This window comes from Xanthomonas sp. CPBF 426, from assembly GCF_903989465.1.
GTDB classification, from domain to species: Bacteria; Pseudomonadota; Gammaproteobacteria; order Xanthomonadales; family Xanthomonadaceae; genus Xanthomonas; species Xanthomonas euroxanthea.
Genome location: NZ_LR861805.1, coordinates 3,414,093 through 3,428,012, shown reverse-complemented (window position 1 = coordinate 3,428,012; position 13,920 = coordinate 3,414,093). Strand labels below are relative to the sequence as shown.

The following is a 13,920-nucleotide window of genomic DNA, read 5'->3' as shown; positions in this document are numbered from 1 at the left end:
GTGGCAGCCGCTCATGCCCGATTCCCGCTGCGCAGGGAGTGGGCAGGCCAGCCACGCGCGACAGCTCGCACCCGCGTGTGCGAGGGATTGGATGGGCGAGTCCGCCGCAAGAGCCCGCACATCCATGTGCGGGGGATCAATAGGAACGTTCCGCGATGATTTCCGGTATTTCCCGCCGTAAGAAGCGCAAGCTCAAATCCGACATCAACGTCGTGCCGTACATCGACGTGATGCTGGTGCTGCTGATCATCTTCATGGTGACCGCACCGCTGCTGACCCTGAGCACCGACGTGAACCTGCCGAGCTCGCGCGCCAAGGCGCTGGAGAGCAAGCAGGATCCGGTCGTGGTGGTGGTCGCTGCCGACGGCCAGCTTGCCCTGCAGCTGCCCAAGGGCAAGCCGCAGGCCATGGACGTGGCCGCGCTGCAGGCGCAGTTGGCTGCCATCGTGGCGCAGGACAAGGACGCGCGCGTCGTGGTGGCCGGCGATCGCGCCGCGCCATATCAAAAGATCATGGACGCCATCGACGTGCTCAAGCAGGCCAAGGTCGAGAAGGTCGGCCTGATCTCCGACTCCGGCGGCACTGCAGGCAGCGATGCACGCTGACGCACTCCCCACCCAGACCGCACGCGAGGATGGCTGGCTGCGACCGGTCATGCTTGCCCTGGTCGTGCACGTGCTGGTCGCGCTGGTGTTCATTGCCGGCTGGCTGTGGTCGCCCGAACGCTCGGTCGAGCCGGCGGCGGGCGATCCCAGCATGGAAGCCTCGCTGGACGTGTCCGCGGCCGAAGCACGCGTCGCGCGCCAGGCGCTGAAGGCCACGCCGGTGGAGGCACCGCCACCGCCCGCGCCGCTGCCCGAGCCCGCGCCGGAAGATACCGTGCCGCCGCCGCAGCCGATTCCCGAGCCGCGTCCGCAGGATGCGCCCACGCCGCAACAGGCGCAGGCACAGGAGCGCGTGGCGCAACCCGACAAGGTCGACCAGGACCGTGTCGATGCGCTGGCACTGTCGGCGGAAAAGGCCAAGCAGGAGCAGGAAGCCAAGCGCCGCCAGGAGCAGATCGACCTGACCGAGCGCAAGCGACAGGAAGAGGCCGAGCAGAAACTGCGCCTGGCCAAGCAGCAGGAAGAAGCCGACGCCAAGAAGAAGCAGGCCGCCGCGCAACAGGCTGCCGCCGATGCCGAGCGCGAGAAGAAGATCGCCGAGATCCGCCGCCAGCGCGAGCAGGCCACCAAGGAGGCCGCGCTGGCCGAGCAGAAGCTGCGCCAGGTCGCCGCCGCGCGCGCGCAGCAGGCCTCGTCGGCTGCCGCCGCCAGCGCGCAACCGACCGCAGGGCAGGGCGGCACCAGCACCGATCTATCGGCCAAGTACGCCGCGGCGATCCAGCAGAAGGTGCTGGCTCAGTGGGTGCGCCCGCCGTCGGTGCCGCCGGGCCAGAAGTGCACCATCAACATCCGCCAGTTGCCCGGCGGCAGCGTGATGGAAGCCAAGGTGGCGCCCGGCTGCCCGTACGACGAGGCCGGCCAGCGCTCGATCGAGGCCGCGGTGCTGAGCGCCCAGCCATTGCCGTATCGCGGATTCGAGTCGGTCTTCCAGCGCAACCTGACGTTTGTGTTCACCGCCCAGGACCAGTAAGCACAGGTCACGGGTGGCCGGGGCGCGGCAGCACTGCCTGCGCTGCGCCTCGGCGGGGAAGCGGTAGCGATCCACTGCCTGGTGCAGGTCTGCCGGGCAACCGAGCGGGGCGCGCCGCCGCAAGCCCGCTCGCTCTAGACTCACGCAAGCGCCTGCTGGTGGACCACTCGCTCCGTTTTCACGCTGTCTCGTTCACGATTGCGAGTATGTTCACTCGCTGATTGGTATCCCTTGCACACTTTTCCTGCCCGATCCGAGCCGTCCATGAAAAAACCGCTGCGTTGGCTAGCTGCCTTGACCGCCCTGTTGTTGCCGCTGAGCGCACTTGCGCAACAGCAAGGGCTCACCATCGATATCGTGGGCGGTAGCGCCTCGGCGACACCGATCACCGTCGTGCCCATGCCGTACCAAGGTTCCGGTACTGCGCCACAGACCGATGTGTCTGCCGTCGTCGGCGCCGATCTGGACCGCTCCGGCCAGTTCCGCACGCTGCCGGTTGCGCAGATCGTCGAAAAGCCGACCCGTGGCACCGAGGTGCAGTTCCAGACCTGGCGCACGCTCAAGCAGAACTACATCGTGGTCGGCCGCGTCATGGACGCCGGCGAAGGCGCCTACCGCGTGGAGTACGAACTGTTCGACGTGGCCAAGGGCGAGCGCCTGCTTGGCCTGGCGATGACTGCGCGCGCCAACGCGATGCGCGATGTCTCGCACCAGATGGCCGATGCGATCTACGAGAAGATCACCGGCGTGCGCGGCGCGTTCTGGACCCGGATTGCCTACGTGACCGCCAGCGGCAAGGGTGGCGCGATGCGCTATGCATTGATGGTGGCCGATTCGGATGGCTACAACCCGCAGACCATCGTGCGTTCGGCCGAGCCGCTGCTGTCGCCGAACTGGAGCCCGGACGGCAAGAAGCTGGCCTATGTGAGCTTCGAGCGCGGCAATTCCTCGATCTACCTGCAGGACATCGCCACCGGCGCGCGTGAACTGGTGTCCAGCTTCCGCGGCATCAACGGTGCGCCGTCGTTCTCGCCGGACGGGCGTCGCCTGGCGCTGGCACTGTCGCGCAGCGGCAACCCGGAAATCTACGTGATGGACCTGGGCAGCAAGCAGCTGACCCAGCTGACCAACCACTTCGGCATCGACACCGAGCCGACCTGGGCGCCGGATGGTGGCAGCATCTACTTCACCTCCGATCGCGGCGGTCGTCCGCAGATCTATCAGGTCTCTGCCAGCGGCGGCAGCGCCAACCGCGTGACCTTCCAGGGCAACTACAACGCCACCGCCAGCGTGTCCTTCGATGGCAAGAAGATCGCCGTGGCGCAGGGCAGCGGCAATAGCTACCGCATCGCCATGATGGATCGCAGCCTGGGTTCGCCGAGCTGGAGCACGCTGTCGCCGGGGTCGCTGGACGAGTCGCCGAGCTTCGCGCCGAACGCCAGCATGGTGCTGTACGCCGCACGTGAGGGTGGTCGTGGCGTGCTCTACGCCGTCTCCGCCGACGCTCGCGTCCGCCAGCGTCTGGTCCTGGCCGATGGCGATGTGAGAGAACCCGCATGGGGGCCTTACCGAACCGCGCATTAATGTTAATATTTCGCTGCGTTAAACCACTCATTGGCCCAGAGCCTCCATAGGTATCCCATGAACAAGTCCACCCGCGTCTTGCTTGTCTCCCTGTTGTCCGTTGCCGTGCTGGCCGGTTGTTCGAAGAAGGTGAAGGAAACTCCGCCTCCTGCGACTGACACCACCGCTGGTTCCTCCGTTCCCACCGGCCCGTCCACCTCTGGCCTGTATGGCCCGGGCGACCTGGATACCGATGCCTGCCTGCGCCAGCGCGTTGTCTACTTCGATCTGGATCAGGACTCCCTGAAGCCGGAATTCCAGGCCATCATGGCGTGCCACGCCAAGTACCTGCGTGACCGTCCGTCCTCGCGCATCACCCTGCAGGGCAATGCCGACGAGCGCGGTTCGCGCGAGTACAACATGGGTCTGGGCGAGCGTCGCGGCAATGCCGTGTCGTCCTCGTTGCAGGCTGCCGGCGGTTCCGCCAGCCAGCTGACCGTGGTCAGCTACGGCGAAGAGCGTCCGGTCTGCACCGAAACCAGCGAAAGCTGCTGGTCGCAGAACCGTCGCGTTGAAATCGTGTACACGGCTCAGTAAGAAGCGATGCGCTTTCGAGTGACATCCCTGTTCGTCGCGGCGGCCCTTGTGGTCGCCGCGCCGGCGCACGCGCAGCGAGCCAGTCTCGCTGATCGTGTTGCCGTGCTTGAGCAGCAGCAGGCCAACAGCCAGGCCAACAACGATCTTCTCAATCAGCTGCAGCAGGCGCGTTCGGACCTGCAGGGCTTGCGAGCGACCGTGGAGCAGCTGCAGCACGACAACGAACAACTCAAGCAGCAGTCCAAGGACCAGTATCTGGATCTGGACGGACGCCTGAACCGGCTGGAAGGGGCAGGTGGCGCAACGCCGCCATTGCCATCGCCCACCGGCAGCGTCACACCGGCCCCGGCTCCTGCCGCGCGGCCTGCAGCGGCGGCAACTTCCGAGAAGCCGCCCAGCGTGCATGGCGACCCAGGCACGATGGCCGTCAGCAACGACGAACGCACTGCCTACAATGTCGCCTTCGATGCATTGAAGAACGGCAAGTACGACGATGCCTCGCAGTTGTTTTTGAGCTTTCTCGAGCTCTATCCCAATGGCGTCTACACCCCCAATGCCTTGTACTGGTTGGGCGAAAGCTATTACGCCACCCGAAATTTCCAGCTGGCCGAGGCGCAGTTCCGCGATCTGGTCAGCCGCTATCCCACGCATGACAAGGCCTCTGGCGGCCTGTTGAAGCTTGGCCTGTCGCAGTATGGCGAAGGCAAGAACGACGAAGCCCAGCAGACCTTGCAGCAGGTCGCAACGCAGTATCCCGGCTCCGACGCAGCGCGCGTGGCCCAGGAGCGTCTGCAGTCCATCCGTCTCGGCCAGCAACTGCGCTGAGCCCCCGCGTTTGCGCCTTCGGGCGTGGCGCATACTTTGCCCATGAACGCCGCCGCCGTCCCCAGCGAGATCGTCCAGTCGCCGTTGCCGCGATTGAAGATCACCGAAATCTTCCTGTCCCTGCAAGGCGAAGCCGAGGCCGCCGGCTGGCCGACTGTGTTCGTGCGTCTGACCGGTTGCCCGCTACGCTGCCACTACTGCGATACCGCCTACGCCTTCCACGGCGGTGAATGGCACGACATCGACGCGATCGTCGCCGAAGTTGCCGGCCATGGCGTGCGCCATGTCTGCGTGACCGGTGGCGAGCCGCTGGCGCAGAAGCGCTGCCTGGTGCTGCTGCAGAAACTGTGCGATGCCGGCTTCGATGTCTCGCTGGAGACGTCCGGCGCGCTGGACGTGTCGGCGGTCGATCCGCGTGTCTCGCGCGTGGTCGACATCAAGACCCCTGCGTCCGGCGAGCAAGCGCGCAATCGCTGGGAAAATCTGCCGCTGCTGACCGCACGCGACCAGATCAAGTTCGTGATCTGCAGCCGCGCCGATTACGAATGGGCGCGCGAGATCGTCGCGACCCATGCGCTGGACCGCCGCTGCACGGTGTGGTTTTCGCCCAGCAAGAGCGAAGTGACGCCGCGGCAGCTGGCCGACTGGATCGTGGCCGATCGTCTGCCGGTGCGCTTCCAGATGCAGCTGCACAAGCTGCTGTGGAACGACGAACCCGGGCGCTAGGCCCGAGCGCTAAGCTGAGCGATAGAGCGACTGCGCTCACCCAAAAAAGGGCGGGCGCGGCCGGGTGCCTGCAATCGGCATGTGCCAGGCATCCACTGCGGTTGCTGGCATGCCGTCCGCACCCGCCTGCCGACCACCCGCGACGCTTCGTTGGCCGCGCCCGGTCCCGGGTGCAAGGCGCTGCCTGCCAGGAGGCAGCCCCTGCGTCTACGCAGCGATCCTGTTCAATTCTTCGACGGCATCGGCCGGCAGTTTCAGTTCCGCTGCGAACAGATTGGCGCGCAGGTGCGCCACCGACGAGGTTCCCGGAATCAGCAGGATGTTGGGCGAGCGCTGCAGCAACCAGGCCAGCGCCACCTGCATCGGGGTTGCGGCCAGGCGCCCGGCAACAGCGGCGAGCGTGGACGATTGCAACGGCGAGAAGCCGCCGAGCGGGAAGAACGGCACGTAGGCGATGCCGTCGCGCGCGAGCGCGTCGATGAGGGCGTCGTCGTGCCGATGCGCGATGTTGTACATGTTCTGCACGCAGACGATGTCGGTCATGGCGCGTGCCTCGGCCACCTGCGTTGCGGTGACGTTGCTGATGCCGATGTGCCGCACCAGGCCATCGCGCTGCAGCGCGATCAAGGTCTCCAGCTGTTCGGCAATCGAGCCTTCCGCCGGTTCCTGCGTCTTGAACATCACGCGCAGGTTGACCACCTCCAGCGTTTCCAGCCCCAGATTACGCAGATTGTCGTGCACCGCCTCGACCAGTTGCTGTGGCGAGAAGGCCGGCAGCCAGGAACCATCCGCGCCGCGGGCGGCGCCGATCTTGGTGACGAGGGTCAGCGCCTGCGGGTAGGGATGCAGTGCCTCGCGGATCAGTTGATTGGTGGTGTGCGGCCCGTAGAAATCGCTGGTGTCGATATGGTTGACGCCGTGCGCCATCGCGTCGCGCAGCACCGCCAACGCGCCTTCGCGATCCTTGGGCGGGCCGAACACGCCGGGCCCCGCGAGCTGCATCGCGCCGTAGCCGATGCGGGTGACGCTGCGATCTCCAAGAAGAAACGTGCCGGCTTTTTCGATGTTGCTCATGGCGGTGCGCTCGCGTGTCGTTGAGCCAACAACGATAGGAAACGTGGCGCGGCATGTGAATTCGCATTTGCTGCGGCGCCGGTTCGCTCCCGCCGAGGCGTGTGACATATGGGCGCAGCTGCATCGGCCCAGCCGATCGTCCAGCGGGATGTGCCGAAGTTTCAGCTTTTGCTGGCGCGGCGGGCAGTGCTTTCGCCGCGTTGCGTCGCAACCGTCGCGTCGTCGCGGCGGTGTGTCTTTGCGTTGACAGGCGCCAAGCGGCGGAGCGAGTATTCCAGCGTCGCCGCCCATTCGGCGACCGGGATTGGCGTCCCGAACCAAAAGGCGCACCAGCGCCCATCGATCGATGCACGGCGCTTTTTTACCGCCCGCATCACTGTGGGCGCATGCCGGCCAGCTCTATGGCGGGCGGTGCGCGGGGGCCGCAAGGCCCACCGGTTCCTTTTGGCCGGCACGCCAACCGCGTACCGTCCGCCACCCCGATTGGCGTCTGGGTGGCGGATTCCAAAACACAAAAGGAATCCAGCATGTCTTACGACACCCATGAAATGCCCGCATCTGCTGCGCGCCAGATCGTCCACCATTTCGATCCGGCCGCCAACGCATTCGAATGGAACCGTGCAGCCTCTTTCAACCTGACGCCGCGCGGCGAAGGCCCCAGCACACCCGTTCACCCGCTTACGTCGGCCTATCGTCATCTGGTTGCGGTGATCGTTGGCGTCGATGGCCCCTCGGAGATGCAGCGATGAGCGCCAACAGGCAATTCCGCGTCTGTGAGGGTGTGGTTCTCAGCGTCGAGGCGATGCAGGGCTATGTGCTGGCGATGCTGCATTCCGACGCGCGGCCCGATGCGTCGCCTGTCCTGATCGCCTGCGAAGCCACTGGCTTTGATGAGGTCTTGCCGGGCAGCGATGCGCAGAGCGTCGTGCTGGGCCGCCTGCATGTCTGCATGCGTGTGGACGCGGCGGTGGACGTGCTCACGTGGCTGCGCAAGCAGGCGCGCGCCGTCGGGGCCGCGCGACGAACGCGGCGCGTGCAATCGCGTGTCCAGAAGACGCGAGCCAGGTGATCAGCGGGAGCGACACGGCCGCCAGCGCCGGGCCCGGGACCTGACGGCCGGCGCAGCGTGATCGGGCGGGAGGTGCCGGCTTGGGCGCCGCCGCGCGCGCTGCGATAGGCGCTGCACCCCATCCAACCGCGTGGCCGTGCAGCACGTTCCATGGCTGCGCAGTTGCCGGTGGATTGTCCGCAGGCACAAAAAAAGCGCCCTGGGCGCCCTTCACGTCGTTGATCTGATTGGTGGGCCGTGATGGATTCGAACCATCGACCAAAAGATTAAAAGTCTTCTGCTCTACCGACTGAGCTAACGGCCCACTGTCCCGGCAGCGCGCCGGGGTGCGCATTCTACCCTACACCGGCGTCAAGGCGAAATGGCGTAGTGGGTGGGGTCCGGGACGCCGGCGTCGGCGAAACCGGCCGCGCGCAGGCGGCAGGCGTCGCAGTGGCCGCAGGCGCCTCCGTCGGCGTCGGCGCGGTAGCAGGACACGGTCAGGCCGAAGTCCACGCCCAGGCGCACGCCTTCACGCACGATGTCGGCCTTGCTGAGAAACTGCAGCGGTGCATGCACGCGCAGGCCGGCGCCTTCCACGCCGGCCTTGGTGGCCAGGTTGGCCAGCACTTCGAAGGCGCGCACGAATTCGGGCCGGCAGTCCGGGTAACCGGAATAATCGACCGCGTTGACGCCGCAGAACAGGTCGTTGGCGCCGATTACCTCGGCCCAGCCCAGCGCCAGCGACAGCATGATGGTGTTGCGCGCCGGCACGTAGGTGACCGGAATGCCGTCGCCACCGGCGTCAGGCACGTCGATGTCGTCGGTGAGCGCCGAGCCGCCGATGCTGCGCAGGTCCACGTCCACCACCTTGTGCGCGATCACCCCCTGCGCCGCGGCCACGCGCGCGGCGGCGTCCAGCTCGGAGGTATGGCGCTGGCCGTAGCGCACGCTCAGGGCATGCACGGCAAACCCCTGCTCCTGCGCAAGCGCGATGACGGCAGCGGAATCCATGCCCCCGGACAACAGAACAACGGCTTTTTTCATGACGGATCGGCAATCACAACGGAATAGGCGGAAAGGCTAGCAGGCTCGGCGTGGCACGGCGACCCGGTCGTCGCTGCGGCGGCAGCGCGATGCCGGGCAACGCGGCTGTGCCAAGCGCGCGCGGGCAGGGTAGCGACCGTATCTGCACGTCAATTTGGTGCGACATCCTGCCAGCAGTTGCGCGCCTCGGGCTTCGGAGGTGCCTGCCCGCTTTGCGTGCGGCACGGCCGGTCTCAGCGCAGGCTCGCGGCCGCCGCCTTGCGCAAGGCCTGGCCAAGTTGCTGCAGGGCGCGCGAGCGCACTGCCGCGCACTGCCAGTACAGCGGCACATCGAGCCAACGTGTCGGGTCGATGATGACTACCTGCCTGTCGCGCACGGCGGGGGTGACCATCGATTCCGGCGCCAGGCACCAGCCGAGTCCGCGTGCGGCAGCTTCGACAAAGCCGGTCGAGGTTGGCAGGTAGTGGATCGGCGGCGCCATCTGGACGCGGGTGATGCGGCGGACGAAGCGGGTTTGCAGCGTGTCCTTTCGGTTGAACACCAGCATCGGGGCGCGCGCGAGAGCCGCTGCACTCAAGCCCTGCGTGAAGTGCGTCGCAACGAATGCGGCCGATGCGATGGCGTGATAACGCATCACTCCCAGCGCTTGCACGTTGCAGCCCTGCAACGGCTTGCGCTCGGCAGTGACGGCGCCGAGCACCGCGCCCGATCGCAACAACTCCAGGGTGTGGTCCTGGTCGTCCATCTGCACATCGAACAGAAAACCATGTGCGCGATGCAGCGCCGACAAGGCCGCCAGGAACCAGGTCTGCAGCGAGTCGTCATTGACGGCGATGGCCAGCGTGCGCGGATGCCCGGCGCTGCTGTCGCCGGGAAGGAAATCGGCAATCGCTTCGGACTCCAGTACTTGCATCGGCTTCACGCGGCGCAGCAGGCGCTCGCCGGCCGGAGTAGGGCGGCAGGGAGCCTTGCGGATCACCAGTACCTGGCCGAGCCGGTCTTCCAATGCCTTGACCCGCTGCGAAATTGCCGACGGCGTCACCGACAGCCGCCGCGCAGCGGCGTCGAAGCTGCCTTCCTCGAGAACGGCAGCGAATGCAGCCAGTTGCGGGTGCAGCAGATCCATGACGTTCGGCGGGATTAGAAGTTCTAAGCAGGATACAGAAAATTTAGTTTTCCTAATTGCAGCGGAACGCCCAGCATTGGCGCCTGTGATCCGGGAGGTGTTCGTGTTACTTCAAGCCGCAATCTCTGGCTTCATCGCCAGCGCAGGTCTCATCATTGCAATCGGTGCGCAGAATGCATTTGTGCTGCGGCAGGGACTGCAGCGCCAGCATGTCGGTCTGGTGGTGGCGATCTGCGCGTTCGGTGACATCGCGCTGATCGTGCTGGGCGTGGCCGGGATCGGCGTGCTGGTAACGCAATGGCCGGAGTTGTTGCAGGGACTTCGCTATGCGGGAGCTGCATTTCTCGCGGCATATGGCGCGCTGGCTGCACGCAGGGCCTGGCGTGGCACCAGCGCACTGGCGCCGGCGCAGACCGGCGCGCAACGCTGGCAGCGCGCCATGCTGGCGTGCCTGGCCTTTACCTTTCTCAACCCGCACGTCTATCTGGACACGATGCTGCTGCTCGGCAGTCTGGCCGCGCGTTACCCGGTTCCGTTGCGCTGGGCGTTCGCGTCGGGCGCGTGCCTGGCCAGCATCACGTGGTTTTCCGGGCTGGGCTATGGCGCGCGTCTGTTGCAGCCGGCCTTTCGCGATCCGCGCGCATGGCGTGTGCTGGATGCGGCGATCGCGGGATTCATGCTGGTGCTGTGTGGATTGTTGCTGCTGCCCTCGCAGGCGCTACCCTGAGGCCTCACCGTCCCGGAGCTAGTGTCATGTCGCCGCTGCATGTCTCCACCGATCCATCCGCGCTCGATATCGCGCTGATCCATCGCTACCTGGCGCAGCACACCAGCTGGGCCAGGGACATCCCGCTTGCGGTGGTACAGCGCTCCATCGCCAATTCGCTGTGTTTTGGCGGGTTCTGGGAGGGCAGGCAGGTCGCCTTTGCGCGCGTGGTTTCCGACTACGCAACCGTTGCGTACCTGGGCGATGTGTTCGTGTTGCCCGAGCACCGGGGCAAGGGCTATAGCAAACAATTGATGGACGCGGTCATGGCGCACCCCGATCTGCAGGGGCTGCGCCGTTTCAGCCTGGCAACCAGCGATGCGCACGGCCTTTATGCACGCTACGGCTTCACCCCGCCGCTGTCTCCGCAGTCGCTGATGGAGCGCTATTTTCCCGGGCTCTATACGCGCTAGCGTTGTCGTGCCTTCTGCCGCGCGCCGCACCGGCATGGTGCGGCGCGCGGCAGAAGGGCGCCTCAAGGTGCTACCGCGTTGCGTGAGGCGAGCCGCGCAATGCGACCGACCTCGCCATGGTGCAGTGCCGACTGCCGGCTCAGGCGTGGCGGGCCTTGCTCAGCAGCTGTGCGACCGGTGCCGCTGCGTGCTGCCGCGTCTGCCGTGCGTCGATCTTGAAGATCGCCACCGCATCGGTGAGCTGCACCGCCTGCTCTTCCATCGCACGCGCGGCAGCAGTGGCTTCTTCCACCAGTGCGGCGTTCTGCTGCGTGGTTTCGTCCATATGCGTGATGGTCTGGTTGACCTGCTCGATGCCGGCCGACTGCTCCTGGGAGGCTGCAGAAATCTCGCCCATGATGTCGGTGACACGTTGCACGCTGGCCACTACCTCGCCCATGGTCTCGCCGGCGCTGTGCACCAATGCCGAGCCCTCGGCCACGCGTTGCACCGAGTCGTCGATGAGGTCCTTGATCTCCTTGGCGGCGCCGGAGGAACGCTGCGCGAGCGTGCGTACCTCCGAGGCCACCACGGCAAAGCCGCGCCCCTGTTCGCCGGCACGTGCGGCTTCCACTGCCGCGTTCAAGGCCAGGATATTGGTCTGGAAGGCGATGCCGTCGATGACGCTGATGATGTCGGCGATCTTCCTGGACGAGGCCTCGATACCGCTCATGGTGTCCACGACCTTGCCGACCACTTCGCCCCCTTGCGAGGCAACGCGTGCGGCGCCGATCGCCAGCTGATTGGCCTGGCGTGCGCTTTCGGCATTCTGCCTGACGGTGGAGGTGAGTTCTTCCATCGATGCTGCGGTTTCTTCGAGATTGGCCGCCTGCTGTTCGGTCCGTTGCGACAGGTCCTGGTTGCCGGCGGCGATTTCGCTGGCCGCGGAGTTGATCGACACGGCCGATTGCTGGATGTTGCCGACGATCTGCGCCAGCTGGTTGGCCGTGGCGTTGGCGTCATCGCGCATCTGTGCGAAGACACCGCGGAATTCACCACTCATGCGTGCGGTGAGGTCACCTGCGGCGATGGACTGCAGCAACGACGACAGCGACTGCAGGTTGCCGTCGGCCGTGGACATCAGGTGGTTGAGGCTTTCGACCATGATGCGGAAGTCGAACTGGAAATGCTCGGCATCGCCGCGCGCGCTGAAGTCGCCATTGGCCGCGGCCTGGGCGAGATGCTTGATCTGGTGATTCATCGCCGACAGGTTGAGCTTGACCTGCGACATGGTGTCGCTGAAAACGGCCTTTTCGCCGGGCAGCGGCTGCATGTCTTCGGAGAGTTCGCCAACGGCATACCGCCCCATGATGCGTGCCAGATCGGTCTGCACTGCCACGTGCGAGGCAACCAGCAGGTTGGTGTCGTTGGCCATGCGCCCGTAGTCGCCCGGGAAGGCCGCCGCATCGATGCGGAAGCTGATCTGGCCGTTGTCGTGATGCCTGGCCATGTCGGTTTGCGCGGTGATCAGGTTACGCAGCTGCAGCTGCATCTTGTCCATGGCCTTTAGCAGGCGGCCGGTTTCGTCGTTGGCGCTGGTGTGCACATCGTTGTGCAGGTTGCCGGCTGCAATGGCCTCTGCAGTGCGTGTGGCCTGGCTGAGCGGCTGGGTCAGGCTGCGGGTGATCAACCAGGCCAGCAGTGCACTGATGGCCAGCGCGGTGATGCCGCCACTGGCCAGGATGACCTTGCCACGATGCATCGAGGCAACGGCGGTTTGATAGGCTTCCTTGCTGAGCCGGCGCTCCAGCTCGGCATTGGCGCGGATGGCCGCCTGCTGTGCGTCCATCGCCACGGCGGCGTCGCCCTGCAGCAAATCCTGCGCTTGCTGGTTCTGGTCGTGAATGCCGTACTGGAGAATCTGGTTGTTGAACTTCACCGACACGTCGCGCTTTTCCTGCAGCAGCTGGAGCGCGTTCTTTTCAGGGGCGCTGCTCGGCAAGGCCGTCAGTGCGTCATGCGCCTCCTTGTAGCGTGCACGGTTTTTTTCGATCATCTCCATGCTGCGGCGGTTGGCGGCATCGCCGGACACCATCACGATGTCGCGCAGGCCGATCGCCACATTGGTATTGGCGTCGAGCATTTCCGAGGACAGCTGGATCTTCTCCATGTTGCTGTTGACGATGGTATCCAGCTCGAAACGGGCGTTGGACATGGTGACCAGGCCGGTCGCAACAAGCAGGCCCGACAATAGGATCAAGATGCCAAAGGCCATGCCCAGGCGACGGCCGACATTGAGGCGTTGCAGATATGTATTCATTACCGCATCCAGGTAGTGCAGCTGAGGGGCTCGATGAATGGGTCATCCACCAGAGCGTCTTGCCCAGCTAACGGCCGAATCGCGACGAGCTAAAGGTACGTATCTGAAATGACTTAGATTGAATTCATCGTGCGGAAGAAATTTCCCGACAGCCGTCCGCAGCGGCCTGACACCCGTGCATGCACTGCGTGTTTGTGGCGTCTATCGCTGGATCGAAGCATGCCAACCGCAGAACGATTTTCCGACGTTTCGCCGACATGTGGCGACCCCCTGGAGCGCAGCGGATGCTTTGACAGGATCGCATCCGCTATGCATCGCAATACCTGCAATCCGCTTGTCTTTGGTAAGCGCCGGTGCTCGTGCAGCGGCGTGTTCCGGCGATGCGATCTACTCTGATGCCATGCGACACGGGCCTTGCCACGTGCACCTTGCAAGCCGGCATGGCCGGCTGCTGAATCGGCGCCGCGCATCGCGCGCGTGGCGTCGCGCGCATGGCGGCACTGTGGCTCTTGCGCTCAACCTTCCAGCGCAGCGAGTACCTCGGCATGAAGCTGCTCGGCGCCGCTTTCGGTATTGAAGCGTGCAAAGATTTCCTCGCCGGAGAGCAGGCCGACCCGGACCGAGTGGCAATACGATCCGAAGTTTTCGCCTGCGTTGAAGGGATCGCTGATGACGGAGATGTGGTTGAGGCGGACCCGGGTGCTGCCAAACTTGATGAACATCTGCAATCTCCTGTGTGAGCGCCCAGTTTCCCACTTTGTCGGGCAGCGCAGAAGCCGGCCTCACGCATCCGTCGACCC

Annotated in this window: 15 protein-coding genes and 1 tRNA gene; 10 read left to right on the top strand and 6 right to left on the bottom strand. The window is 65.5% G+C overall.

Annotated elements, in window-relative coordinates; genetic code table 11:
- The first annotated feature begins 155 nt into the window (after positions 1–155).
- The 6 genes from tolR (at position 156) to queE (ending at position 5,346) form a co-directional block, all read left to right on the top strand.
- Entirely contained in the window at positions 156–605 is a 450-nt protein-coding gene (tolR, locus tag H7A87_RS14635; protein WP_016904126.1) for a protein TolR, read from the top strand.
- Positions 595–1,635, top strand: a complete 1,041-nt coding sequence (gene tolA / locus H7A87_RS14630; protein ID WP_104584700.1) for a cell envelope integrity protein TolA — start codon at positions 595–597, stop codon at positions 1,633–1,635. The genes tolR and tolA overlap by 11 nt, the downstream gene beginning before the upstream one ends.
- A gap of 264 nt (positions 1,636–1,899) precedes the next feature.
- Positions 1,900–3,219: a Tol-Pal system beta propeller repeat protein TolB gene (gene tolB / locus H7A87_RS14625; protein ID WP_104584698.1), complete on the top strand. Its 1,320-nt coding sequence runs from the start codon at positions 1,900–1,902 to the stop codon at positions 3,217–3,219.
- 57 nt (positions 3,220–3,276) lie between these two features.
- A complete protein-coding gene (gene pal, locus H7A87_RS14620) occupies positions 3,277–3,795 on the top strand; it encodes a peptidoglycan-associated lipoprotein Pal (RefSeq protein ID WP_016904129.1) in 519 nt (172 codons plus the stop codon).
- 6 nt (positions 3,796–3,801) lie between these two features.
- Positions 3,802–4,620: a tol-pal system protein YbgF gene (ybgF, locus tag H7A87_RS14615; protein ID WP_104584696.1), complete on the top strand. Its 819-nt coding sequence runs from the start codon at positions 3,802–3,804 to the stop codon at positions 4,618–4,620.
- A 42-nt stretch (positions 4,621–4,662) separates the two neighbouring features.
- Positions 4,663–5,346: a 7-carboxy-7-deazaguanine synthase QueE gene (queE, locus tag H7A87_RS14610; protein ID WP_119127672.1), complete on the top strand. Its 684-nt coding sequence runs from the start codon at positions 4,663–4,665 to the stop codon at positions 5,344–5,346.
- A 207-nt stretch (positions 5,347–5,553) separates the two neighbouring features.
- Here queE and H7A87_RS14605 read toward each other — a convergent pair whose 3' ends face one another.
- Positions 5,554–6,420: an aldo/keto reductase family oxidoreductase gene (locus H7A87_RS14605; RefSeq protein WP_119127674.1), complete on the bottom strand. Its 867-nt coding sequence runs from the start codon at positions 6,418–6,420 to the stop codon at positions 5,554–5,556.
- A 527-nt stretch (positions 6,421–6,947) separates the two neighbouring features.
- Here H7A87_RS14605 and H7A87_RS14600 point away from each other — a divergent pair.
- Both H7A87_RS14600 and H7A87_RS14595 read left to right on the top strand, forming a co-directional pair.
- The gene (locus tag H7A87_RS14600) at positions 6,948–7,169 is read left to right on the top strand and encodes a hypothetical protein (RefSeq protein WP_147421063.1); all 222 of its coding nucleotides are present in this window, start codon (positions 6,948–6,950) and stop codon (positions 7,167–7,169) included.
- A complete protein-coding gene (locus tag H7A87_RS14595) occupies positions 7,166–7,489 on the top strand; it encodes a hypothetical protein (RefSeq protein ID WP_180496724.1) in 324 nt (107 codons plus the stop codon). The genes H7A87_RS14600 and H7A87_RS14595 overlap by 4 nt, the downstream gene beginning before the upstream one ends.
- 228 nt (positions 7,490–7,717) lie before the next feature.
- Here H7A87_RS14595 and H7A87_RS14590 read toward each other — a convergent pair.
- The 3 genes from H7A87_RS14590 to H7A87_RS14580 all read right to left on the bottom strand — a co-directional run bounded on the left by H7A87_RS14590 (position 7,718) and on the right by H7A87_RS14580 (position 9,642).
- A tRNA-Lys gene (locus tag H7A87_RS14590) sits at positions 7,718–7,793 on the bottom strand.
- Positions 7,794–7,840: 47 nt separating this feature from the next.
- Positions 7,841–8,515 (bottom strand): 7-cyano-7-deazaguanine synthase QueC, encoded by a 675-nt coding sequence (queC, locus tag H7A87_RS14585; protein ID WP_119127678.1) that lies wholly within the window; start codon positions 8,513–8,515, stop codon positions 7,841–7,843.
- 233 nt (positions 8,516–8,748) lie between these two features.
- A complete protein-coding gene (locus tag H7A87_RS14580) occupies positions 8,749–9,642 on the bottom strand; it encodes a LysR family transcriptional regulator ArgP (protein WP_115677215.1) in 894 nt (297 codons plus the stop codon).
- Between the two features lie 103 nt (positions 9,643–9,745).
- On the opposite strand from H7A87_RS14580, the gene H7A87_RS14575 reads away from it, so the two are divergent.
- Entirely contained in the window at positions 9,746–10,369 is a 624-nt protein-coding gene (locus H7A87_RS14575; RefSeq protein WP_119127997.1) for a LysE/ArgO family amino acid transporter, read from the top strand.
- A gap of 26 nt (positions 10,370–10,395) precedes the next feature.
- Positions 10,396–10,821 carry a GNAT family N-acetyltransferase gene (locus H7A87_RS14570; protein WP_115677214.1) on the top strand — a complete coding sequence of 142 codons (426 nt, stop codon included), beginning with the start codon at positions 10,396–10,398 and terminating at the stop codon, positions 10,819–10,821.
- A gap of 139 nt (positions 10,822–10,960) precedes the next feature.
- Here H7A87_RS14570 and H7A87_RS14565 read toward each other — a convergent pair whose 3' ends face one another.
- Both H7A87_RS14565 and H7A87_RS14560 read right to left on the bottom strand, forming a co-directional pair.
- Positions 10,961–13,120, bottom strand: coding sequence for a methyl-accepting chemotaxis protein (locus tag H7A87_RS14565; protein ID WP_115677213.1), 2,160 nt, complete (start codon positions 13,118–13,120; stop codon positions 10,961–10,963).
- 515 nt (positions 13,121–13,635) lie between these two features.
- Positions 13,636–13,842, bottom strand: coding sequence for a hypothetical protein (locus tag H7A87_RS14560; RefSeq protein ID WP_104584680.1), 207 nt, complete (start codon positions 13,840–13,842; stop codon positions 13,636–13,638).
- Positions 13,843–13,920: the final 78 nt, after the last annotated feature.

Bases quoted from the DNA above. Each gene is read 5' to 3' on its own strand.
- tolR (WP_016904126.1), top strand. From the start codon at position 156: ATGATTTCCGGTATTTCCCGCCGTAAGAAGCGCAAGCTCAAATCCGAC.
- tolA (WP_104584700.1), top strand. From the start codon at position 595: ATGCACGCTGACGCACTCCCCACCCAGACCGCACGCGAGGATGGCTGG.
- tolB (WP_104584698.1), top strand. From the start codon at position 1,900: ATGAAAAAACCGCTGCGTTGGCTAGCTGCCTTGACCGCCCTGTTGTTG.
- pal (WP_016904129.1), top strand. From the start codon at position 3,277: ATGAACAAGTCCACCCGCGTCTTGCTTGTCTCCCTGTTGTCCGTTGCC.
- ybgF (WP_104584696.1), top strand. From the start codon at position 3,802: ATGCGCTTTCGAGTGACATCCCTGTTCGTCGCGGCGGCCCTTGTGGTC.
- queE (WP_119127672.1), top strand. From the start codon at position 4,663: ATGAACGCCGCCGCCGTCCCCAGCGAGATCGTCCAGTCGCCGTTGCCG.
- H7A87_RS14605 (WP_119127674.1), bottom strand. From the start codon at position 6,420: ATGAGCAACATCGAAAAAGCCGGCACGTTTCTTCTTGGAGATCGCAGC.
- H7A87_RS14600 (WP_147421063.1), top strand. From the start codon at position 6,948: ATGTCTTACGACACCCATGAAATGCCCGCATCTGCTGCGCGCCAGATC.
- H7A87_RS14595 (WP_180496724.1), top strand. From the start codon at position 7,166: ATGAGCGCCAACAGGCAATTCCGCGTCTGTGAGGGTGTGGTTCTCAGC.
- queC (WP_119127678.1), bottom strand. From the start codon at position 8,515: ATGAAAAAAGCCGTTGTTCTGTTGTCCGGGGGCATGGATTCCGCTGCC.
- H7A87_RS14580 (WP_115677215.1), bottom strand. From the start codon at position 9,642: ATGGATCTGCTGCACCCGCAACTGGCTGCATTCGCTGCCGTTCTCGAG.
- H7A87_RS14570 (WP_115677214.1), top strand. From the start codon at position 10,396: ATGTCGCCGCTGCATGTCTCCACCGATCCATCCGCGCTCGATATCGCG.
- H7A87_RS14565 (WP_115677213.1), bottom strand. From the start codon at position 13,120: ATGAATACATATCTGCAACGCCTCAATGTCGGCCGTCGCCTGGGCATG.
- H7A87_RS14560 (WP_104584680.1), bottom strand. From the start codon at position 13,842: ATGTTCATCAAGTTTGGCAGCACCCGGGTCCGCCTCAACCACATCTCC.